The sequence below is a fragment of the Nocardioides gansuensis genome, from assembly GCF_003076135.1.
Taxonomy (GTDB): Bacteria; Actinomycetota; Actinomycetes; order Propionibacteriales; family Nocardioidaceae; genus Nocardioides; species Nocardioides gansuensis.
In genome coordinates, this window is the sequence record NZ_QDGZ01000001.1 from 187,525 (window position 1) to 209,918 (window position 22,394).

The window sequence follows — 22,394 nt, forward strand, 5'->3', positions numbered from 1 at the left end:
TTTGCCCAGTGACCAGCCAGCCGACGGGGGCGCCACTGACACTCCCGCCGGGGTTCCGCTTCGGCACGACCGCGGCCGCCTACTGCGTGGAAGGGGCCGCGGAGGCGGACGGTCGCGGCCCGAGCATCTGGGACACGTTCACCCAGCAGCCCGGACGGGTCGTGGACGGGAGCAGCGGCGCCGTGGCGGCCGATCAGTACCACCGCCTCGACGAGGACGTGGTCCTCCTCAAGGGACTCGGCGTGCAGGCGCACAAGTTCTCCGTGAGCTGGCCGCGCGTCCTTCCTGAGGGACGAGGCCCGGTCAACGCCAAGGGCCTCGACTACTACGACCGGCTCGTCGACCGGCTGCTCGCGCACGGCATCGAGCCGATGGCCACGCTCTACCACTGGGACCTGCCGCAGGCGCTCGAGGATGACGGCGGCTGGCTCAACCGCGGCACCGTCGACGCGTTCGCCCAGTACGCCGAGGTGGTGGCCGAGCGGCTGGCTGACCGGGTCGCGCACTGGATCCCCGTCCACGAGCCCGGCATCGCCGCCTCCCTCGGCTACGGCAACGGCACGCACGCCCCGGGCCGGCGGCTGTTCTTCGACTCGCTCGTGGCCTCGCACCACCTCCTGCTCGCCCACGGGCGCGGCGCGATCGCGCTGCGGGCGGCGGGTGCCGTCAGCGTGGGCTGTGCCAACAACCACAACCCGATCTGGCCTGCGTCGCAGAGCGACGCCGACGTGGGCGCGGCCAAGTTCTTCGACACACTGTGGAACGGGCTCTACATCGAGCCCACGCTGCTGGGCCGGTTCCCCGACGACGTGGCGCCGATGATGGCGGACATCGCCGAGCCGGGCGACCTGGTGACCATCCGCCAGCCCCTCGACTTCTACGGCGTCAACTACTACTTCCCGATGCGCCTCGGCGCCGCCCCCGAGGACGCCGAGCTGCCCTTCGAGCTGCGCGAGGTCCTCGGCTACCCGCTCACCGACCTGGGTCGCCCCGTCGTACCCGACGCCCTGCGGGAGTGGCTGATCATGTTCCGCGCCCGCTATCGGGCCGCCCTGCCGCCGCTCGTCCTCACCGAGACGGGATGTGCCGACAACACCGAGCCCGGCCCGGACGGGACTGTCGACGACCAGCGGAGGATCGACTTCCTCGCCGCCCACCTCGGCGCCGTGCAGGAGGCGATCGCGCGCGGCGTCGACGTGCGCGGCTTCTACTGCTGGTCCCTGCTGGACGGCTTCGAGTGGATCGAGGGCCTCACCCAGCGGTTCGGTCTCGTGCACGTGGACCACGAGACGCTCGTCCGCACTCCGAAGCGCTCCTACCAGTGGTACGCCGACGTGATCGCCGCCCAGGCCCGCGCTGCTGGATAGGGTGGCCCGCATGAGCACCCGCCGGATCGTCTTCGTCGTCGGGTCCGGCCGCAGTGGCACGAGCACGATGGCGGGCACGCTCCAGACGCTGGGGCTGCACGTGCCGCAGCCGGAGGTCGCCGCCGACGCCACCAACCCCAAGGGCTTCGGCGAGTCGCAGTGGGTGGTCGACCTCCACCACGAGCTGCTCCGCCGCTCCGGCGTCCAGGTCTCCGACGCCCGGCCGCGCGCCTGGCTCGACGCCGGCAAGCTCTCGGCCGACCACGGCGTCCGCGAGCGGGTGACCGCCTGGCTGGAGGAGCAGTTCGCCGTGGCCGACGAGCTCGTCGTCAAGGATCCGCGCGAGGCGTGGTTCCTCGGCCTGTGGCGGGCGTGCGCCGCCCGCTGCGACGCGGAGGCGTCGTACGTCACGATGCTGCGGCCCGTCACCGAGGTGGTCGGGAGCAAGCAGAAGTACTACGACACCGCGCAGGGCGGCATCACCCGCACCGCGGCCTGGGTCAACATGATGCTCGGCACCGAGCGGGCCACCCGCGGCGAGCCGCGCCGCTTCGTCCGCTTCGCCGACCTGCTGGCCGACTGGACGCAGCCGGTCTTCGGCCTCGGCGAGGCGTTCGACCTGCACGCCGTGAAGACCGCGATGGCCGTCGACATCGCCAAGGTGCACTCCTTCATCGATCCCACGTTGCGCCGGGTCACGCTCACCTGGGACGACGTGCAGGTGCCCGCCCGGCTGCGCGAGCTCGCCCAGGAGACCTGGGACGTGCTCGACTCACTCGCCGACGAGGGCGGCGACAACGAGAAGGCCCACGAGGTGTGCGACCAGCTGCGCGCCGCCTACGCCGAGCAGTACGCCGAGGCGGAGGCGTTCGTTGCCTCCACGACCCTGGCCGCGCGGCGGACCGGCGCGGCCGAGGCACGCGCCGAGCTGGCCCGGGCCGGCGAGGCCGGGGGCCGGCGGGCCGTCGACCGCGTGCCCCACGCCGTACGCGCGATGGTGCCGGCCTCGACCCGGCAGAAGCTGCGCAAGGCCCTGGAACGGCGGGAGCGCTGACGTGGTCGACATCCCCTCGCTGGAGGGCCTGTCGGACTACGACGTCACCTGGCCGTGGACGTCGGGGGAGGCGCTGGCGCCCGGCCTGACGTGCGTCTTCCGGGTGCGCAACGAGGCGCGCAACCTGCCGTGGGTGCTCCCGCCGATCCTCTCGGCCGTCCAGCACGTGCTGGTCGTCGACAACGGTTCCGACGACGGGACGCCGGAGGTCGCGCAGCGGGTGGCGGAGCAGTGCGGCGCGAGCGACCGGTTCACGCTGCTGCACTATCCCCACGCGGTGGCGCGCGCCGGGTCGGAGCACCTCGCCACGCCGGCGACGAGCGTCCACTCGCTCACCCACTTCTACAACTGGTGCTTCTCCCACGTCCGCACGACCTACTCGATGAAGTGGGACGGCGACATGGTGCTCACCCCCGAGGGCGCCAGCATCCTGCGCGACCTCTCGTGGCAGCTGCAGCCGACGCGCACGGTGGTGGCGATGCCGCGCCACCCGCTCACCGTGGTCGACGAGTCGACCGGCTGGCTCGACCTGTCGCTGCGCTTCCTCGAGCCGTGGGTCTATCCGATGGGACCGGACACGACGTTCGTGAAGGCCTTCGACTGGGAGCTGCGCGAGCAGCCGGCCTCGGCCGAGCGGCTGGTCCTGCAGCAGGGCCTGGTCGTCGAGGTGAAGTGGCTCGACGCCGACGAATACGCCCACTGGCGGCGCGACGGCGTCGACTTCACCAACACGCGGCTCTACCGCAAGCTGCGGGAGTTCGAGGTCGACGAGGCCATCCGCACCGGCCGCGCCGAGCAGCTGGGCGGACTGGTGCGCGTGGACGCGCCGGCCGGGGAGCACGTCATCGACTACGTCACCCGCACCTGGCTCCGCCAGCAGCCGCGCCCCCTGGTCACGCACTCGCTCCCGGCCGCACTCCGCGAGAGGCGGCCGCGATGACGCATCCGCTGCACGGCTTCACCGCCCCCGAGCCGATCCTGGTGCTCGCCGACGCGGGAGCCCCGCCGCCCCCCTTCGGGGAGGTGGTCGAGGTCGCCTCGCTGAACGGCTCTCCGGTCAAGCGCGGCCAGAAGTCGGTGCTGCTCGTCACCGCCGACCGCGCCTCGCTGCGCCGGCTCGCGTCCGCCCTCCCACGCCTCGGCCAGGTGCGCGTCGTCGCCTGCTGGCTGCACGCCGCGACCTCGCCGCTCGTCGTCGCGCCCCGCCCCGAGTGGCCGGCGCTCACGTCCGCCATGGCGCGCGAGGCCGACCAGGGCGTGCTGACCGTGCTGCGCTTCGCCGCGCCGGTGCCCGCCCACCAGGTGCTGGCCGAGATGGCGCGGCAGGCCGTCCCGGCTCCGCTGGCCGCCGGGTCGGTCGGCCATGGCGGCCTCGTCGCGTCGTACGCCGGCCGCCCGGCCGCCGCGGGCCTCGACCCGCGTGCCGTGCTGCTCGGCGACGCCGCCGACGCGGGTGACTCCGAGCGCGATGTTCCCCCCGACGTGGTGGTAGTCCGTGACGATCGGACCCTCGCCGAGGGGTCTGTCGGGGTCCCTTCGTCACGGACTATCCCGGCGCACCACGTGATCGGTAGGGCGCCGACCGTGGTGACCGAGCCCGGCGTCGAGCCGGTCGACGAGCTGGTGGTCAACCCGCGCGGCTGGCGCAAGGACTGGGAGCAGCCGGTGGCCGACGCCGCCGGGCTCGGCCTCGGCGACACCCTGCGCGAGGCCGACCTGCCGCGCCTGCGCGCACTCCAGGGCGTCGCGGTGCGGCTCGGCGAGACCCCGAGCCGGCTGGTCGCGGCCCTGGCGATGAGCGGTGTGCCCCTCCTCGCCGAGGGCGACGACCCGCGCCTGGCCGACACGCTCCGCAAGGCGCTCGCGGAGCGGCCCGACCTCGACGACCCGCTGGCCCGGGAGGAGCACAGCGTGACGACCCGCCGGGCCGCGCTGCGTGCGCACTCGACCCTCGCCTGGCGAGAGTCCCTGGCGGCGCAGGCAGGCGTGCGGTTCGTGGCGCAGCCGAAGGTCAGCGTGCTGCTGGCGACGGTGCGGCCCCACCAGCTCGACTTCGCGCTGCGGCAGATCGCGAGGCAGCGCGACGCCGACCTCGAGCTGGTGGTCTCGACCCACGGCTTCGCCGCCGACCCCGCGCACGTGCGCGCCGCCCTCGGCGACCGGCCGTTCACGCTGCTCGACCACCCGGCCGACGCGTTCTTCGGCGACGTCCTCGACGCCGCCGCCAGCGCGGCGACGGGCGACGTGCTGCTCAAGGTCGACGACGACGACTGGTACTCCCCGCACGTCGTCGGCGACCTGCTCCTCGCCCGCCGCTACTCCGGCGCCGAGGTCGTCGGCATGCCGAGCGAGTTCGTCTACCTCCAGGAGCTCGGGGTGACGGCGCAGCGCAACCACCCCACCGAGGTGTTCAACCGCTTCGTCGCCGGCGGCACGATCATGATCGACCGCCAGGTGCTGCGGTCCGTGGGCGGCTTCCGTCGCGTGCGCCGCTTCGTCGACGCCCAGCTGCTCGACGCCGTGCAGGCCGCCGGCGGGAGCATCTACCGCGCGCACGGGCTCGGCTACGTGCTCCGCCGCACCGGGTCCGGCCACACCTGGCAGTCCGACCCGGAGTCCTTCCGCCGGCCCGAGATCCTCGCCCGCCAGTGGCCCGGCTTCCACGCCAGCCGCGAGCTCGAGGTGGACGAGAGGGACCTGCCATGACCCTTCGAGACGGGGCTGGCGCGCCTCCTCAGGGCGGCGCGCAGCCGCTCGTCCGCCGCAACGACTGGGGCAGCCTGGCCCCTCCGGCGCTGGGGGAGTGGACGCCGCGCCTGTCCGTGAGCGTCGTCGTGCCGACGTACGCCGCCAGGGCGACCCTGCCCTACGTGCTCGCCGGCCTCGCGGCGCAGAGCTACCCCGCCCACCTGCTCGAGGTCGTCGTGGTCGACGACGGCAACAGCCCGCCGGTCGAGCTGCCCGACGTGCGGCCCGAGCGCACCCGCGTGGTGCGCGTCGAGAGCGGCTGGGGCCGGGCCAACGCCTGCCACACCGGCGCCTTGGCCGGCGACGGCGAGGTCATCCACTGGCTCGACTCCGACATGCTCGTCTTCCGGGAGCACGTCGAGGCCCAGCTGCGCTGGCACCACCTCGTCGACTACACCGTCGTGCTCGGCACCAAGCGCTTCGTCGACCCGGCGCCCCTGCTCGAGCGCGACCCCGCCGACGTGCGCGACCTCGTGGCGGCCGGCCGGGCCGACGAGCTGTGGGACTGGGACGCTGGTGAGCCGCACAAGTGGGTGGAGGGCATGTGGCGGCGCACGGGCGACCTCACCGAGGCGGGGCCACGCGCCTTCCGCGCCCACGTCGGCGCCACCGGGTCGCTGACGCGGGCGCTGTACGACGACGCCGGCGGGATGGACACGGCGCTGATCCTGGGCGAGGACATGGAGCTGGGGCACCGCCTCGCGGAGGCAGGCGGCGTCCTGGTCCCCGAGCACGCGGCCCGCGCCTGGCACCTCGGTCGCTCCCACGTGATGGAGAAGAAGGACGACGTCAACCGCCACAACGACTCGTTCCTGGCCAACCTCGTGCCCGGCATGCGTCCCAAGCGCAACCTGCACGGGCGCACGTACGACGTGCCCTACCTCGAGGTCGTGGTCGACGCTCCGCCCTCGGACGAGCTCATCCACTGCGTCGACGCGGTCCTCGACTCCACCCTCGACGACCTCCGGGTCGTGCTGCCGGGCAGCTGGCACGAGCTCCACGACGGCCGGCGCTCGCCGCTGGCCGACCCGCTGCTCGACCTGAGGATCGTCGAGCGCACCTACCGGCACGACCCGCGCGTCGAGCTGGTGCCCGGCGTGCCGCCCGGCCGGTGCCGCTCGTCCTTCCGGCTGACCCTCGACTCCACGGCCTGGGCCCCGACGCCGGTGGCCCTGCAGGCAATGCTCGATGACCTGGAGCGCACCCACGAGGGCACCCGGATCATCCGCCGCGTGGGCCGGCTCGACCGGACTGCTGCCGTCTCCCGGGTCGCCAGGGCGCTCGGCCAGGTGTCAGACGACGGCCTGGACGCGGCGTTCGGGCTTCAGGTGCTCGCGTCCTCGCAGGCGGGCTTCGTGCCGACGGCCGAGCGCGACGTGCCCCGGCACGAGGGCAAGCTCAAGCCGCCGGTGGACCCGGCGGAGTCACGGGCCAGGCTGGCTGCCGACCTGGGCTCGCCCGGCGACGGCCATGTGCACGACGCCGCCGTCGGAGACGACGTGCGCGACCGGCAGGACGGCGAGCGACGTGGACTCTTCGGCCGGAGGCTGTGAGGCTCAGTCGGAGCCGAAGAGGTCGCGCGTGTAGACCTTGTCGGCGACGTCGGCCAGCTCGTCGACCATCCGGTTGGCGACGATGACGTCGGCCTTGGCCTTGAACTTGTCGAGGTTGCGGTAGACCTTCGAGCCGAAGAAGCGCTCCTCGGTGAGCTCGGGCTCGTAGACCACGACCTTCACGCCCTTGGCCTTGATCCGCTTCATGATCCCCTGGATCGAGGACTCCCGGAAGTTGTCCGAGCCGGTCTTCATGATCAGCCGGTGGATGCCGACGACCTTCGGCTTGCGCGCGAGGATGTCGAAGGCGATGAAGTCCTTGCGGGTGGTGTTGGCCTCGACGATCGCGTGGATGAGGTTCTGCGGGACGTCGGTGTAGTTGGCCAGCAGCTGGCGGGTGTCCTTGGGCAGGCAGTAGCCGCCGTAGCCGAAGGACGGGTTGTTGTAGTGCCGCCCGATCCGCGGGTCGTGGCCGACGCCGTCGATGATCGACCTGGTGTCCAGGTCGCGCGAGATCGCGAAGGAGTCGAGCTCGTTGAAGAAGGCGACCCGCATTGCGAGGTAGGTGTTGGCGAAGAGCTTGATCGCCTCGGCCTCGGTGGGCTCGGTGAACAGGACGGGGATGTCGTCCTCGTCGGCCCCCTTGACGAGCAGCTCGGCGAAGCGCCTGGCCCGCTCGGAGTCCTCGCCCACCACGATGCGCGATGGGTGGAGGTTGTCGTGCAGGGCCTGGCCCTCCCGGAGGAACTCAGGGCTGAAGACCACGTCGTCGGTGCCGAGCCGCTTGCGCACGTCCTCGACGTAGCCCACCGGGACGGTCGACTTGATCACCATCGTGGCGCCGGAGCCCACGCGCTGCACGTCGCCGATCACGTCCTCGACCGAGGAGGTGTCGAAGTAGTTGGTGACCGGGTCGTAGTTGGTCGGCGTCGCGATCACCACGAAGTCGGCGTCGGCGTAGGCCGCGTCCTTGTCGGTGGTGAAGGTGACGTCGAGCTCCTCCTCCGCCAGGAACCGGCTGATCTCGGCGTCCTCGATCGGGCTCTCGCCGGCGTTGAGCCGGGCCACCCGGGCCTCGTCGATGTCCACGCCCACGACGGTGTTGTGGCGGGCCAGCAGCATCGCGATCGACAGGCCGACGTAGCCGAGGCCGGCGACGGCGATGCGGGACGTCTCCTCCGAAGTGGTCACGTCCGGCATTGTGCCGCACCCGGGTGACCGGGTGGTGGCGTCCCGCCTACAGGCCGGCGACGACCCGGGTGCCCTGCTCGATGGCGCGCTTGGCGTCGAGCTCGGCGGCCAGGTCCGCGCCGCCGATCAGGTGCACGTCCGCGCGGCCTCCCAGCTCGTCGTACAGGCCCCGCATCGACTCCTGCCCCGCGCAGATGACCACGTGGTCGCACTCGATGACGCGCTGCTCGCCGCCGACGGTGACGTGCAGGCCGGCGTCATCGATGCGGTCGTAGGTCGCGCCGGTCACCTGGGTGACGCCGCTCTGCTCGAGGACGGCGCGATGCGCCCAGCCCGAGGTCTTGCCGAGGCCGATGCCGATCGGGGTGGTCTTGCGCTGGACGAGGGTGACCTCGCGGGCCGGCGTGCGCGGCTTGGGCTCGGTGAGGCCGCCGACGTGGAGGGTCGGGTCGCCGACGCCCCAGTGCGACATCCACTCATCGAGACTCTCCTCCTCGTGGGTGAGCCAGACGCTGACGTCGACGCCGATGCCGCCGGCGCCGACCACCGCGACCCGCTTGCCGGGGACGACCGTGCCGTTGAGCACGTCGGCGTAGGAGACGGCCTTGGGGTGGTCGATGCCGTCGATCGCGGGGATGCGCGGCTCGACACCGGTGGCGACGACGACGTGGTCGTACGACGCGAGGTCGGCGGCCGTCGCGTGCGTGCCCGTGCGCACGTCGACCCCGAGGACGTCGAGGCGGCGGGCGAAGTAGCGCAGCGTCTCGGCGAAGTCCTCCTTGCCGGGGACCTGCATGGCGAGCCGGAACTGCCCGCCGATCTCGGGCGCCGCCTCGAACAGGGTGACCGCGAACCCCCGCTCGGCCGCGCTCGTCGCCGCCGCGAGGCCGGCCGGGCCCGCGCCGACGACCGCGACGGTCCGCTGACGCGGCTCGGGCAGCGGGAGCAGCAGCAGGCTGGTCTCGCGGCCGGCCCGCGGGTTGACCAGGCAGGACGCCTTCTCGTTGCTGAAGGTGTGGTCCAGGCAGGCCTGGTTGCAGGCGATGCAGGTGTTGATCTCGTCGGCCCGACCGGCCGCGGCCTTGGCGACGAAGTCGGGGTCGGCGAGGAACGGGCGCGCCATCGAGACCAGGTCGGCCTGGCCGGAGGCGATGATCTCCTCGCCCAGCTCGGGGGTGTTGATCCGGTTGGAGGCACAGACCGGGACGGTCGCGACCTCCTTGAGGCGGGCGGTCGCGGAGACCCAGGCGGCGCGCGGCACCTGCGTGATGATCGTGGGCACCCGGGCCTCATGCCAGCCAATGCCGGTGTTGAAGACGGTGACGCCGGCCTGCTCCAGCTCGCCGGCCAGCTCGACGACCTCGTCCCAGGTCTGCCCGCCCTCGACCAGGTCGAGCAGCGAGATCCGGTAGACGATCGGGAAGCCGTCGCCGACGAGCTCGCGGGCGCGGCGTACGACCTCGACCGGGAAGCGCATCCGCTTGGCGGCCGTGCCGCCCCACTCGTCGGTCCGGTCGTTGGTGCGGGCGGCCAGGAACTGGTTGATCAGGTAGCCCTCGGAGCCCATGATCTCGACGGCGTCGTAGCCGGCCTTCTGCGCCAGCCGCACGGCGCGGGCGAAGTCGCTGGCCGTCCGGTCGACTCCCCTGGTCGAGAGCGCCGTGGGCTTGAACGGCGTGATCGGCGATTTGATGCTGCTCGCGCCGACGCTGAACGGGTGGTAGGCGTAGCGGCCGGCGTGCAGTACCTGCAGCGCGATCGCGCCGCCCTCCGCGTGCACCGCGTCGGTGACCCGGCGGTGCCGTGCGGCGTGCAGCCGGCTGGTCATCTCCGAGGCGAACGGCTTGAGCCAGCCGCGCTTGTTGGGCGCGTAGCCGCCGGTCACGATGAGGCCGACACCGCCGCGGGCGCGCTCCGCGAAGTAGGCGGCGAGCTTGTCGACGTCCCAGGGCGCGTCCTCGAGGCCGGTGTGCATGGAGCCCATCACCACGCGGTTGCGCAGGGTGACGTCACCGACGGTGATCGGCTCGAGGAGGTGGGGGTAGTCGGTCATGCGGACTGCTCCTTCTTCACGGGGTGGGCGGCCGCGTCGTGGGCGGCGAGGTAGTCGTCGAGCCAGGCGATCCAGAACTCCTCCAGCCGGATCCCGCCCCGCAGGACGAGGTGCTGGTCGAGCTCGGCGCCGGTGAGCTGGCCGGGCTGCGGGTAGTCGCGGGCTTCGAGCTGGCGGTAGTGCTGCAGGCGTGCCTCGTGGTCTGCCCGGGCCGCGCGCACGACCTCCAGCAGCGCCGCGCGATCGCCGTACGACGCGCCCCGCATCTTCACGGCGAGCTCGCTGCGGAAGGCCTCCATGGGCACCGGCGTGGCGAGCCAGTCGCGGAGTACGGCGGCGCCCGAGGCCGAGACCGCGTAGACCTTCTTGGCGGGCCGGCCGGTCTGGGCGACCTCCTCGACCGTGACCCAGCCGTCGGCTTCCATGCGGGCGAGGACGCGGTAGATCTGCTGGTGGGTGGCGTGCCAGAAGAACCCGATGGACTTCTCGAAGCGGCGCGCCAGCTCCAGCCCGGCAGCGGGCTGCTCGCTGAGCGCTACCAGCAGCGCGTGCTCCAGGGCCAACGTGTCCTCCGATGATCAAGCCTGCCGGGATCCTCGCAGCCCTATGCAACTCGTTGCAAGGTGGTGCTGGTCACGGGAGGCGCAGGGCTGACGTCTTTCCCTGCGGCTGGCGGCTCACTCGCGACCGTGACAGCAGAAGTGTCATGATCGGCCGCATGGGCATCACACTCGGCCAGGGCACCGGTCCGCTGCGCGGCATCAGGGTCGTCGAGATCGCGGGCATCGGCCCGGCGCCGCACGCCTGCATGGCGCTGGCCGACCTCGGGGCCGACGTGATCCGGATCGAGCGGCCGGGCGGGTCGGCGTTCGGCGGCGGCGCACACGACGTGCTCACCCGGGGCCGCCCGACCGTGGCGATGGACCTCAAGCACCCCGACGCGCTGCGCACCGTGCTCGACCTGGTCGGGGATGCGGACGTGCTCGTCGAGGGGATGCGTCCCGGGGCGGCCGAGCGGCTCGGGATCGGGCCCGAGCAGTGCCATGAGCGCAACCCGCGACTGGTCTACGGCCGGATGACCGGCTGGGGCCAGGACGGTCCGTGGGCCCAGGCCGCGGGCCACGACCTGAACTACATCGCCGTCACCGGCGCCCTGCACGCCCTCGGCCAGGATCCCGCGCGCCCGCACTTCCCCAACAACCTGGTCGGCGACTTCGGCGGCGGCTCGACCTACCTCGTCATCGGCGTCCTCGCCGCGCTCCTCGAGGCCCGCGTGAGTGGCCAGGGCCAGGTCGTCGACGCCGCGATCGTCGACGGCACCGCCCACCTCAACGCGGTGGAGTTCAGCCTGCGGGCGCTCGGGATGGCGAGCGACCGGCGCCGCTCCGGGCTGCTCGACGGGGGCATGCCCTTCTACGACGTCTACGAGACCGCCGACGGCAAGCACCTGAGTGTCGGCGCGCTGGAGCCGGAGTTCTACGACGAGCTGGTGCGGCTCCTCGGCGTCGAGGTCCCCGACCGCAACGACCTGACCAACCTCCCCGGCATCCGCGAGGCCTTCACCCGCCGGTTCAAGGAGCGCACTCAGGCGGAGTGGTGCGAGGTCTTCGACGGCACCGACGCGTGCGTCGCACCGATCATCCCGCTCAGCGAGGCGGTCGAGCATCCACACCTCAAGGCACGCGAGGTCTTCGTGGAGCACGAGGGCGCCACCCAGCCGGCACCAGCGCCGCGATTCTCCCGCACCGGAGCCACCCTCGACCTCGCGCCGGCCAGGCCCGGCTCCCACACCCGCGACGCCCTCGCGGCCTGGGGCGTCGCGGACGTCGACGCCCTCCTCGAGAGCGGCGCCGCCTTCCAGGCCTGACGGCCAGCCCCAGCACCCCGATTGAGGGAATGTCGGCCCGCACCGCTACCGTTGTCCCCACGCAGCCCGTCAAGTCTTGCCCCGGGCCGCAGCGGGAGCTCGTCCGACGAGCAGCCCGCCCCCTCATTCCTGAGGCACACGTACGCCGATTCGCTCGGCCCTCGTGTTGGCGAGACGCCAACCGGAAGAATCCCCATGACCTTCGCCGCCCTCGGCGTGCCCTCGACCCTGTCTGCCGTCCTCGAGGCGCAGGGCATCACGACTCCCACCCCCATCCAGGCCGCGACGCTGCCGGACAGCCTGGCCGGACGCGACGTCCTCGGCCGTGGCCGCACCGGCTCCGGCAAGACCTACGCCTTCCTGCTCCCGCTCGTCGCGCGACTCGAGAAGGGCCGCCCGGCCGCCTCGAAGAAGCCGCGCGCGCTGATCCTGGCGCCCACCCGTGAGCTCGTCGGCCAGATCCACACCGCGCTCCAGCCGCTGGCCAAGGCCGCCGGCCTCACCACGATCACCGTCTTCGGCGGCGTCGGCCAGCACCCGCAGGTGCAGGGCCTCCGCAAGGGCATCGACATCGTCGTCGCCTGCCCCGGTCGCCTCGAGGACCTCATCGGCCAGGGCCACTGCGACCTCGGCGCCATCGAGATCACCGTCCTCGACGAGGCCGACCACATGGCCGACCTCGGCTTCCTGCCCGGAGTGCGCCGCCTGCTGAACCGGACCCCGGCGCGCAGCCAGCGGCTGTTGTTCTCGGCCACCCTCGACAAGGCGATCGACACCCTCGTCAAGCAGTTCCTGCACGACCCGGTCACCCACCAGGCCGACTCCGCGCAGTCGCCCGTCGCGACGATGCAGCACCACGTGCTGCACCTGTCCCGCGAGAGCCGCGTCCCCGTGCTGGTCGACCTGACCAGCGCCCCCGGCCGCACCGTCGTCTTCACCCGCACCAAGCACGGCGCCAAGGCACTCGCCCGCCAGCTCAACGCCCGCGGGGTGCCGAGCGTCGAGCTGCACGGCAACCTCAGCCAGAACGCCCGCACCCGCAACATGGACGCCTTCCACTCCGGCAAGGCCACCACGCTGGTCGCCACCGACATCGCCGCACGCGGCATCCACGTCGACGACGTGGCACTCGTGGTGCACGCCGACCCGCCGGTCGAGCACAAGGCCTACCTCCACCGCTCGGGCCGTACGGCGCGTGCCGGCGCCGAGGGCACCGTCATCACGCTGATGACGGACGACCAGGTCAAGGACGTCCGCGACCTGACCCGGCTCGCCGGCATCAAGCCCACCACCACCAAGGTGCACGGCCCCGACCACCCGGTCCTCGTCGAGCTCGCCCCCGGCGAGCGCACGCTGGTGCCGGGCGGCCTCGCGGTCGAGGCCTCGGCCCAGGAGTCCGGCGGCGGGAGCCGCGGGAGCTCCGGTCGCGGTGGCGGCGGTCGTCCGCGGCGCTCCGGCCAGGGCCAGCGGTCCGGCCAGGGCTCGTCCCAGGGCCAGGGCGGCCGGCGCCAGGGCCAGTCGGCCGGCGCGAAGTCCGGTGGCCAGTCGGCGAAGCCGGGTGGCGGCAACGGCGGCAGCCGCTCGCGGCGTCCGTCGTCCGGCGGCGGCCGCGGCCACAGCGCGGCGTCGTTCTCCGGCGGCCGCTGACCGCGCGCTCGCCCAGCGTCAGCGTGCCCGGCGCTCGGCGAAGCTGCGGGCGCTCTCGTCCATCGCCTGCTCATAGGCGGCGACGAGGCTGGCGATGGTGAGCGGCTTGAGCCGCTCGACCAGCGCGCGCAGCTGCTCCGGCGAGCCCCCGGCTTCCCGGAACGCGGGCCACATGTGGTCGCGCACGATGCCCGAGAGCTCCTCCGCGACGGCCTTGCCGTGCGCGGCGTACACCTCGGCGGCAGCGACCGCCGCCTCGGGCGGCACGCCGAGCTCGACGAGCTCGCTCGGGACGTCGGAGATGTCGCCGAGCGTGTCGGGGGCGAGCAGCGCCAGGTGCAGCCGGATGTCGGCGGGCGTGGCGTCGGCGGGGATGCGGCCGACGTAGCGCTCGATCGCGGCCAGTGTGAAGCCGTGGGCCTGCAGCTCGCGGACCAGCTCGAGCCGGGCCACGTGGAGGGGCGTGTAGTAGCCCGACCGGCCACGGCGCAAGGGCGGCGGCACGAGCCCCCGGCTCGTGTAGAACCGCACGTTGCGGACGCTGATGCCGACCTGCCCGGTGAGCTCCTCGAGGGTCAGCAGCTCCTCGGACTCGAGCGGCGGACCCGCCTCCACCTGCGCCACGCGACCTCCTCTGCGCACTCGGCCTGGGCGTGACCCGCACCACACCCGCGCGGGGCCCTTGACGACTGTGACAGTAACAGTGTCACAATCGCAACTATGGCAGAAGCATTCGTGTACGACCACATTCGTACGCCGCGGGGCAAGGGCAAGGCGAGCGGCTCCCTCCACGAGGTGAAGCCGGTCGACCTGGTCGTGGGCCTCCTCGACGAGATCAAGGTGCGCAACCCCGGGCTCGACCCGGAGCGCATCGACGACCTGGTGCTCGGCGTGGTGTCGCCGATCGGGGACCAGGGCGGAGACATCGCGAAGACCGCGGCGCTCAAGGCCGGCTACCCGCACACGGTGGCGGGCGTGCAGCTCAACCGCTTCTGCGCCTCGGGCCTGGAGGCCGTCAACCAGGGCGCCTCGCGCGTGCGCGGCGGGTTCGAGGACCTCATCCTCGCCGGCGGCGTGGAGTCGATGAGCCGGGTGCCGATCGGCTCCGACGGGGGCGCCTGGGCGATGGACCCGGCCACCGCGCTGCTGACCGACTTCGTCCCGCAGGGCATCGGCGCCGACCTGATCGCCACCCTCGAGGGCTTCAGCCGCGAGGACGTCGACGCCTACGCCGCGGAGTCGCAGGCCCGCGCCGCGAAGGCCCAGGCCAACGGCTACTTCGACAACGCCGTGGTCCCGGTCAAGGACCTCAACGGCGTCGTCGTGCTCGAGCGCGACGAGTTCATCCGCCCCGGCACGACCGTCGAGAGCCTCGCCGGCCTCAAGCCGAGCTTCGCCGACCTGGGCCAGGGTGCGGGCTTCGACGACGTGGCCCTGGAGAAGTACCACTGGCTCGAGAAGATCAACCACGTCCACCACGCCGGCAACTCCTCGGGCATCGTCGACGGCGCGGCCATCGTGGTGCTCGGCAACGAGCAGGTCGGCCAGGACCTGGGTCTCACGCCCCGCGCGAAGGTGCTCGCCACCGCCGTCTCCGGCGCCGAGCCGACGATCATGCTGACCGGACCGGCTCCCGCCGCCCGCAAGGCGCTCGCCAGGGCCGGCCTCGAGGTCGGCGACATCGACCTGTTCGAGATCAACGAGGCGTTCGCGGCCGTGGCCATGCGCTTCATGCGGGACATGGGCATCAGCCACGACATCACCAACGTCAACGGCGGCGCCATCGCGATGGGCCACCCGCTGGGTGCCACCGGGGCGATGATCCTGGGCACCCTGATCGACGAGCTCGAGCGGCGCGGGCTGCGCCGCGGCCTCGCCACGCTGTGCGTCGGCGGCGGCATGGGCATCGCGACCATCGTCGAGCTGGTCTGAGAGAGGACTTCGAACAATGACTGAGACCCAGAGCGCCGTCCGCTACGACAAGGACGCCGACGGCATCGTCACGCTGACGCTCGACGACCCCCACCAGAGCGCCAACACCATGAACCAGCTCTACATCGCGTCCATGCGCGAGGCGGTGGAGAAGTTGTACGACGACGCCGAGGGCACCGTCGGCGTCGTGATCGCCTCGGCCAAGAAGACCTTCTTCGCCGGCGGCGACCTCAAGATGATGATCCAGGCCCGTCCCGAGGACGCGCCGCGAATCTTCGAGGAGGTCGAGCAGGTCAAGGCCAGCCTGCGCCGCCTGGAGACGTTCCCCAAGCCGGTCGTGGCCGCGATCAACGGCGCCGCCCTCGGTGGCGGGCTCGAGATCGCGCTGGCCGCCAACCACCGCATCGCCGTGGACGGCCGCTACGAGATCGGCCTGCCGGAGGCGACGCTGGGCCTGCTGCCCGGCGGTGGCGGGGTGACCCGCACCGTGCGGATGTTCGGCATCCAGACGGCGATCATGGACTTCCTTCTGCAGGGCACCCGCTTCAAGGTCGCCCAGGCCAAGGAGAAGGGACTCGTCGACGAGGTCGTCGCGACGTACGACGAGCTCATCCCTGCTGCGAAGGCGTGGGTCCTGGCGCACGCCGACGACGAGGCGGCCGCGAAGCAGCCGTGGGACCGGCCGGGCTACAAGATCCCCGGTGGCACGCCCAGCAACCCGAAGCTCGCGGCGTTCCTGCCCGCCTTCCCCGCGCTGCTGCGCAAGCAGCTCAAGGGTGCCGACTACCCCGCGCAGAAGGCGATCCTCAGCGCCGCGGTCGAGGGCTCGCAGGTGGACTTCGACACCGCGTCGCGGATCGAGTCGCGCTATATGACCAAGCTGGTCACCGGGCAGAACTCGAAGAACATGATCCAGGCGTTCTTCTTCGACCTGCAGGCGATCAACTCCGGCTCGCTGCGGCCGCAGGGCATCGAGCCGTGGAAGCCCACCAGGGCGGGTGTCCTGGGCGCCGGCATGATGGGCGCCGGCATCGCGTACGTCCTGGCTCGCGCCGGCGTCGCGGTCGTGCTGAAGGACGTCGCGCTGGAGAACGCGGAGAAGGGGAGGTCCTACACCGCTGCCCTCAACGAGAAGGGCGTCTCCCGCGGCAAGATCACCTCGGAGCTGGCCGACGAGATCCTCGGCCGGATCACACCGACCGCCGACGCGGCCGACCTCGCCGGCTGCGACCTCGTCATCGAGGCCGTCTTCGAGAACCCCAACCTCAAGCACCAGGTCTTCGGCGAGATCCTGCCGCACGTCAGCCCCGACGCGCTGCTGTGCTCCAACACCTCGACCCTGCCGATCACCGACCTCGCCAAGGGCGTCGACCGTCCGCAGGACTTCATCGGCCTGCACTTCTTCTCACCGGTCGACAAGATGCCGCTGGTCGAGATCATCACCGGGAAGGAGACCACTGACGAGACCCTGGCCCGGGCCTACGACGTGGTGCAGCTGATCCGCAAGACGCCGATCGTCGTCAACGATAGCCGCGGCTTCTACACCTCGCGGGTCATCGGCACGGTGATCAACGAGGGCCTGGAGATGCTGAAGGAGGGCGTCGCGCCCTACTCCATCGAGCGCGCCGCGACCCAGGCCGGCTACCCGGTCGGACCGCTGCAGATCGCCGACGAGCTCAACCTCGAGACGATCAAGAAGATCATGCTGGAGACCCGGAAGGGCCACGGGCTGGAGCAGCCGCTCGCCGCCGAGACGGTCGTCGACCGGATGATCGAGCTCGGCCGCCCGAGCAAGCTCAAGGGCGCCGGCTTCTACGAGTACGTCGACGGCAGGCGCCAGGCGATCTGGAGCGGGCTGGCGGAGGAGTACCCGGTCGCCGAGGAGCAGATCCCGTTCGTCGACGTGAAGGAGCGCCAGCTCTTCATCGAGGCCCTCGAGACGGCGAAGTGCTTCGAGGAGGGCGTCATCACCTCGGCGGCCGCGGCCAACATCGGCTCGATCATGGGCATCGGCTTCCCGCCCAACACCGGCGGCGCGGCCCAGTTCATGACCGGCTACGAGTCGGCCACCGGCGAGATCGGGCTGGCGGCCTTCGTCGCCCGCGCGGACGAGCTGGCGGAGAAGTACGGCGACCGGTTCCGGCCGACCGACCGCCTGCGCGAGATGGCGGCCAACGGGGAGTCCTTCCCCGCCTGACGCTCCCGGGCTCCGCCGGCTGTAACGCCGGGTTAGTGCTTGTTCTACCCATGAAATTTCATAGGTAGAACAGCTCCTAACCCGGCGTTACAGCTGCGCTCAGGAGCGGGGGAGCCGCTCGTGGATGTCCTCGCTCATCCGCACCACGGCGACGTAGAACTCCAGCATCATCCGGAAGAGGCACAGGTAGAGCAGCAGCACGATCGGCCCCAGGATCAGCACGGCGATGCCCGACATCGCGTCCTGGCTGAAGGCGCCGACCAGGAGGACGAAGAACGCGAGCACCATCGCGACGAGGCCGATGACGTAGACGACCTTGACGACCATCGGCGTGATGAAGGTGTTGAAGCCGAAGTCGAAGAGGGCCCCGAAGAAGCCCTTCTTCGGAGGCTGCTGCCCGATGCCGCCGTAGTAGGCCGGCTGCTGCTGGCTGTAGTCGGGCTGCTGGCCGTAGGGGTTCTGGCCAGACTGGCCATAGGGGTCCTGCGGCGTGTTGCCGTAGTGGGACATGGCGCTCTCTCCTTGCTGCGGGGGACTTCCCTGGATCTTCTATCCAGCGGACACGGTCCGAAACGCGCCGCGTTCCCGGAGTCTCAGCGCAGGAGACCCGATCGCCTCCATGCCCACGTACATACGTGGTATACATACCCGGTATCCTCGCCATGGCGGTCGGGGAAGGAGAAGGGGGAGCGCCCATGTCGGTGAGGCAGGCCCTGCTCGCGCTGCTGCACGAGGGGCCCAGGCACGGCTACCAGCTGCGTGCGGAGTTCGAGCAGCGCACGGGCGGCACCTGGCCGCTCAACGTGGGGCAGGTCTACACCACGCTCCAGCGGCTCGAGCGGGACGGACTCGTCGAGACCCTCCACGGGGGTGAGGATCTCGACGCCCGGAGCGGGCAGGTGATGTACGGCCTGACCGACGCGGGGCGGAGCGAGGTGTCGGAGTGGTTCACCACTCCGGTGCCTCGCACCCAGCCGCCCCGTGACGAGCTCGCCATCAAGCTCGCCATCGCCGTGACGCTGCCGGGAGTGGACGTCGGCACGATGATCCAGCGCCAGCGCAGCGCCACCATGGCGGCGATGCAGGACTACACCCGCCTCAAGCGCAGCGGGCGGGCGAGCAGTCCGGAGGAGTCCGGCGACCTCGCGTGGAGCCTGGTCCTCGACTCCCTCGTCTTCGACGCCGAGGCGGAGATCCGGTGGCTCGACCACTGCGAAGCCCGCCTCCGCCGCGCCGCCCTGGCCCCCGGCCGGTCGAGCGGACCCGGTCGGTCGGGCGACCCGGACCCGGCCTCCGGTGGTCGAGTAGGGCCCAGAGACGAGGCCCGTATCGAGACCAACCAGGGAGCCCGCCGATGACCGCGGTCCTGCACCTGTCCGACGTAACCCGGGTCCACGGCGAGGGGCCGACGGCCGTGCAGGCCCTCCGTGGGGTGACCTTCCGCGCGCACGCCGGCGAGCTCGTCGCCGTGATGGGCCCGAGCGGCTCCGGCAAGTCGACCCTGCTCACCCTGGCGGGCGGCCTCGACCAGCCCACCAGTGGCACGGTGAGCATCGAGGGGGTCGACCTGGCGACGCTCGGCGCCACGGGGCGCGCACGCATGCGTCGTACGTCGGTCGGCTATGTCTTCCAGGACTTCAACCTCATCCCCGCGCTCACCGCGCTGGAGAACGTCTCGCTCCCGCGTGAGCTCGACGGCGAACGGGGCCGGGCGGCGCGCACGCTCGCGCGCGCGGCGCTGGAGGAGGTCGGCATCGCCGACCTGGCCGACCGGTTCCCCGACGAGATGTCGGGCGGCCAGCAGCAGCGCGTGGCCATCGCCCGCGCGGTCGTGGGCGAGCGCCGGCTGATCCTCGCCGACGAGCCCACGGGCGCCCTGGACACCGACACCGGAGAGGAGATCCTGAGGCTCCTCCGGGCCCGCTGCGACGCCGGAGCCGCGGGCGTGCTGGTCACCCACGAGGCCCGGCACGCCGCCTGGGCCGACCGGGTGGTGTTCCTGCGCGACGGCGTGGTCGTCGACGAGCAGGGCAGCGACGAGCCCGAGGGCCTGCTGGCACCCGAGGCGGCTCGATGAGCCGACTGGCCGGCTGGCGGCCCGCCCTGCGGATCGCCTGGCGCGAGGCCCTGCGAGCCAAGGGGCGCAGCCTGCTCGTGCTTGCCATGATCGCGCTGCCCGTGCTGGCCGTGACGGCCGCCGTCGTCGTCATCAAGACCTCCGAGGTCAGGGGCCTCGAGGCGGCCGATCGTGACCTCGGTGCCGCCGACGCACGGATCTGGACCGAGGGCGGTGGCCGGGTCGTCCAGGCTGCGGACCCGCTCCGCGAGTCGATGTGGTACCTCGACGGACCCGACCGCGAGCACCCGCTCACCGAGGAGGACGTGCGCGAGGTGCTCGGCCACGACACCCGCCTCCTGCCGCTGGGCCACGGCTACACCCAGGTCCTGGTGGGGGAGCGCAGCGTGGACGTCGAGGCGACCGAGGTCGACCTGTCCGACGCCATGGCCGAGGGACTCTTCGAGCTCACCAGCGGCCGCCTGCCCGAGGGCGGGCACGAGGTGGTCGTCAACGACGCCCTGCTGGCCAAGGGCGTGGCGGTCGGCGACACGCTCGACCTGGTCGGGGTCCAGGCGGCCCCGGTCGTGGTCGGCGCCGGACGCGACGCGACGTACCGGGACATCCCCGTCGCCATCGGCCCCGCGGGGTCCCTGCTCGCCGAGGGGTCCTCCCACCTGCTCGGCAGCTGGCTCGTGGAGACAGGGCCCGTGCTGTGGAGCGACGTGCTCGCGCTCAACGAGCTCGGCGGTGCCGTGCAGTCGCGGGCCGTGCTCGCCGACCCGCCGCCGGTGCGCGAGATGGCCGAGGAGATGGGCTACGACACCGGGATGGACGAGGTCTACGCCGTCATCGCCCTGATCGTCACGATGGCGTTGCTCGAGGTCGTCCTGCTCGCCGGCCCGGCCTTCGCGGTCGGCGCACGCCGCCAGTCGCGCACGATCGCGCTGCTCGCCGCCAACGGTGGCACTCCGGTCCAGGGACGGCGTGTCGTGCTGGCCTCCGGAGTGGTCCTCGGCGCGCTCGCGGCCGCCCTCGGCGTCGGTCTCGGCATCGTCACCGGCTGGGCAGTGCTGCCCGCGGTGCAGCGGTTCAACAGCGCCTGGCTCGGCCCCTTCGAGGTGCCGTGGACCTGGCTCGCCGGCATCGCGGCCTTCGGTGTCGCCAGCGCCTTCCTCGCCGCGGTCGTGCCGGCCTGGATCGCCTCGCGCCAGGACGTCGTCGCGGTGCTCGCGGGCAGGCGCGGCGACCGCAAGCCGTCGGCGAAGTCGCCCGTCCTCGGCGTGGTGCTGGTCGGCATCGGCATCGCGTCGTCGGCGTACGGCGCCGTCAACTCGGACTCGGGCAATGGCGCCTACTGGATCGCCGGCTCCGCGATCATCTCCGTGCTGGGCATGATCCTGATCGTCCCGCTGGTGGTCTCGCTCGTCGCGCGGCTCTCGGGTCGCTTCCCGCTCGTGCTGAGGTACGCCGCGCGCGACGCCGCCCGGCACCGGACCCGCACCGTGCCGGCTGTCGCGGCGGTGGCCGCGACCGTCGCCGGCGTGGTCGCGCTCGGGATCGCGAACGCCAGTGATGAGGCGGAGAACGCCTCCACCTACACCCCACAGCTCCCGATGGGCATGGGCTCGGTGACCTGGTATCCCGGCGACACGATGACCGGCGAGGCGCCTGACAGGGCAGAGGTTGCCGCGACGTGGGCCGAGCTGCGCGACATCGCCCGCGCCACCCTGCCCGAGGTCGAGATGCACGAGGTCAGGGGCCTGCAGAACAACGGGGCGGGCGGCACCTACACGAACCGGATGTTCCGGGTGCCGGGCGATGAGACCGAGCACTTCCTGCTCCAGGGCTACGGAGGCTCCTGGTCCGCGTCCGAGCTCGTCTCCGACGGCGACCTGTCCGGCATCCCGGGCCTCGAGCCGGGCGCCCTCGCCCAGGCCGAGGAGGCCTTGGCCGACGGCCGGGTCGTGGTCTTCAGCAACGCCTCGGTCGAGGCGGAGCGGGTCGAGATCACCGCGGAGACCTGGGGCCCCGACTCCGACCAGGCGGAGCTGGACGAGCTCGGCGCCTTCCCCGCGGCGTACGTCGTCGTGTCCGGCATGCCGCCGGCCCAGGCCGTGCTGCCGACGGACGTCGCGGAGCAGGTCGGCGAGGTGGCCACGGTCGGGCTGCTGCTCGACGGCGACTCGATCAGCAAGGACCAGGAGGAGGCGCTCGACGAGGCGGTAGGCGGCCTGCAGCAGTACGCGAGCGTCTACGTCGAGCGCGGCTACCAGCGCCCGGCGGAGGCCACGATCATCCTGCTCGTGCTCGGCTGCCTCGGTGGGGTGCTGATGCTCGGCGGCACCCTCACCGCGACGTTCCTGGCGCTGTCCGATGCGCGGCCCGACCTCGCGACGCTGAGCGCCGTAGGCGCGGCTCCACGGACCCGGCGCGGCGTCGCCGCGTCGTACGCCGTGGTGGTGGGGTTCGTGGGCGCCCTGCTCGGGGCGGCGGTTGGGTTCATCCCCGGCGTCGCCATCTCGCGACCGCTGACCTCGATGAACCAGGGCTTCGTGCAGGGTGTCCAGCAGGGGAGCGGCCCCTACCTCGACATCCCGTGGCTGCTGATCCTCACGCTGGTCGTCGCGCTGCCGCTGCTCACCGCCGCGATCGTCGGGCTGACCGCCCGCTCGCGGCTGCCGCTCGTCGCCCGCCTCGACTGACCGACTCGGCGCATCTGCACACGG

The 22,394-nt window shown here is 72.3% G+C and carries 17 protein-coding genes; 12 read left to right on the forward strand and 5 right to left on the reverse strand.

The genetic code is table 11. The features are described 5' to 3' along the window. Positions 1 to 8 precede the first annotated feature (8 nt). The 5 genes from DDE18_RS00895 to DDE18_RS00915 are packed head-to-tail and all read left to right on the forward strand — an operon-like array spanning position 9 to position 6,722. Entirely contained in the window at positions 9 to 1,367 is a 1,359-nt protein-coding gene (locus tag DDE18_RS00895; protein WP_116570356.1) for a GH1 family beta-glucosidase, read from the forward strand. Positions 1,368 to 1,377: 10 nt separating this feature from the next. Further along, positions 1,378 to 2,421 carry a sulfotransferase family protein gene (locus tag DDE18_RS00900; protein WP_116570954.1) on the forward strand — a complete coding sequence of 348 codons (1,044 nt, stop codon included), beginning with the start codon at positions 1,378 to 1,380 and terminating at the stop codon, positions 2,419 to 2,421. A 1-nt stretch (position 2,422) separates the two neighbouring features. After that, complete coding sequence (locus DDE18_RS00905) at positions 2,423 to 3,361, forward strand: glycosyltransferase family protein (protein WP_116570357.1); 939 nt, start codon at positions 2,423 to 2,425, stop codon at positions 3,359 to 3,361. Continuing rightward, positions 3,358 to 5,127, forward strand: a complete 1,770-nt coding sequence (locus tag DDE18_RS00910) for a hypothetical protein (RefSeq protein ID WP_116570358.1) — start codon at positions 3,358 to 3,360, stop codon at positions 5,125 to 5,127. Before DDE18_RS00905 ends, DDE18_RS00910 begins: the two co-directional genes overlap by 4 nt. Beyond that, positions 5,124 to 6,722: a glycosyltransferase gene (locus DDE18_RS00915; protein ID WP_116570359.1), complete on the forward strand. Its 1,599-nt coding sequence runs from the start codon at positions 5,124 to 5,126 to the stop codon at positions 6,720 to 6,722. Before DDE18_RS00910 ends, DDE18_RS00915 begins: the two co-directional genes overlap by 4 nt. 3 nt (positions 6,723 to 6,725) lie before the next feature. Here the strand turns inward: DDE18_RS00915 and DDE18_RS00920 are convergent, their stop codons facing one another. The 3 genes from DDE18_RS00920 to DDE18_RS00930 are packed head-to-tail and all read right to left on the reverse strand — an operon-like array spanning position 6,726 to position 10,529. Next, the gene (locus tag DDE18_RS00920; RefSeq protein WP_281258311.1) at positions 6,726 to 7,913 is read right to left on the reverse strand and encodes a nucleotide sugar dehydrogenase; all 1,188 of its coding nucleotides are present in this window, start codon (positions 7,911 to 7,913) and stop codon (positions 6,726 to 6,728) included. A gap of 46 nt (positions 7,914 to 7,959) precedes the next feature. Beyond that, positions 7,960 to 9,966 (reverse strand): NADPH-dependent 2,4-dienoyl-CoA reductase, encoded by a 2,007-nt coding sequence (locus DDE18_RS00925; protein WP_116570361.1) that lies wholly within the window; start codon positions 9,964 to 9,966, stop codon positions 7,960 to 7,962. After that, positions 9,963 to 10,529: a PadR family transcriptional regulator gene (locus tag DDE18_RS00930; RefSeq protein ID WP_116570362.1), complete on the reverse strand. Its 567-nt coding sequence runs from the start codon at positions 10,527 to 10,529 to the stop codon at positions 9,963 to 9,965. The genes DDE18_RS00925 and DDE18_RS00930 overlap by 4 nt, the downstream gene beginning before the upstream one ends. A gap of 155 nt (positions 10,530 to 10,684) precedes the next feature. Between DDE18_RS00930 and DDE18_RS00935 the strand changes: the two genes are divergently transcribed. Both DDE18_RS00935 and DDE18_RS00940 read left to right on the forward strand, forming a co-directional pair. Then, positions 10,685 to 11,833: a CaiB/BaiF CoA transferase family protein gene (locus DDE18_RS00935; RefSeq protein ID WP_116570363.1), complete on the forward strand. Its 1,149-nt coding sequence runs from the start codon at positions 10,685 to 10,687 to the stop codon at positions 11,831 to 11,833. A 195-nt stretch (positions 11,834 to 12,028) separates the two neighbouring features. Beyond that, the gene (locus DDE18_RS00940) at positions 12,029 to 13,480 is read left to right on the forward strand and encodes a DEAD/DEAH box helicase (RefSeq protein ID WP_116570364.1); all 1,452 of its coding nucleotides are present in this window, start codon (positions 12,029 to 12,031) and stop codon (positions 13,478 to 13,480) included. Positions 13,481 to 13,498: 18 nt separating this feature from the next. Here DDE18_RS00940 and DDE18_RS00945 read toward each other — a convergent pair whose 3' ends face one another. Further along, positions 13,499 to 14,104, reverse strand: a complete 606-nt coding sequence (locus DDE18_RS00945; RefSeq protein WP_116570365.1) for a helix-turn-helix domain-containing protein — start codon at positions 14,102 to 14,104, stop codon at positions 13,499 to 13,501. A 96-nt stretch (positions 14,105 to 14,200) separates the two neighbouring features. Between DDE18_RS00945 and DDE18_RS00950 the strand changes: the two genes are divergently transcribed. Together DDE18_RS00950 and DDE18_RS00955 are read left to right on the forward strand one after the other, a co-directional pair. Next, complete coding sequence (locus DDE18_RS00950) at positions 14,201 to 15,412, forward strand: acetyl-CoA C-acetyltransferase (protein ID WP_116570366.1); 1,212 nt, start codon at positions 14,201 to 14,203, stop codon at positions 15,410 to 15,412. Between the two features lie 16 nt (positions 15,413 to 15,428). Then, a complete protein-coding gene (locus DDE18_RS00955; protein ID WP_116570367.1) occupies positions 15,429 to 17,609 on the forward strand; it encodes a 3-hydroxyacyl-CoA dehydrogenase NAD-binding domain-containing protein in 2,181 nt (726 codons plus the stop codon). A gap of 99 nt (positions 17,610 to 17,708) precedes the next feature. Here DDE18_RS00955 and DDE18_RS00960 read toward each other — a convergent pair whose 3' ends face one another. Then, positions 17,709 to 18,119: a DUF4282 domain-containing protein gene (locus DDE18_RS00960; RefSeq protein WP_116570368.1), complete on the reverse strand. Its 411-nt coding sequence runs from the start codon at positions 18,117 to 18,119 to the stop codon at positions 17,709 to 17,711. A gap of 185 nt (positions 18,120 to 18,304) precedes the next feature. Between DDE18_RS00960 and DDE18_RS00965 the strand changes: the two genes are divergently transcribed. The 3 genes from DDE18_RS00965 to DDE18_RS00975 are packed head-to-tail and all read left to right on the forward strand — an operon-like array spanning position 18,305 to position 22,370. Next, positions 18,305 to 18,967, forward strand: a complete 663-nt coding sequence (locus DDE18_RS00965) for a PadR family transcriptional regulator (protein WP_116570369.1) — start codon at positions 18,305 to 18,307, stop codon at positions 18,965 to 18,967. Further along, positions 18,964 to 19,686, forward strand: a complete 723-nt coding sequence (locus DDE18_RS00970; RefSeq protein ID WP_116570370.1) for an ABC transporter ATP-binding protein — start codon at positions 18,964 to 18,966, stop codon at positions 19,684 to 19,686. The genes DDE18_RS00965 and DDE18_RS00970 overlap by 4 nt, the downstream gene beginning before the upstream one ends. Beyond that, positions 19,683 to 22,370 (forward strand): ABC transporter permease, encoded by a 2,688-nt coding sequence (locus DDE18_RS00975; protein ID WP_116570371.1) that lies wholly within the window; start codon positions 19,683 to 19,685, stop codon positions 22,368 to 22,370. The genes DDE18_RS00970 and DDE18_RS00975 overlap by 4 nt, the downstream gene beginning before the upstream one ends. Positions 22,371 to 22,394: the final 24 nt, after the last annotated feature.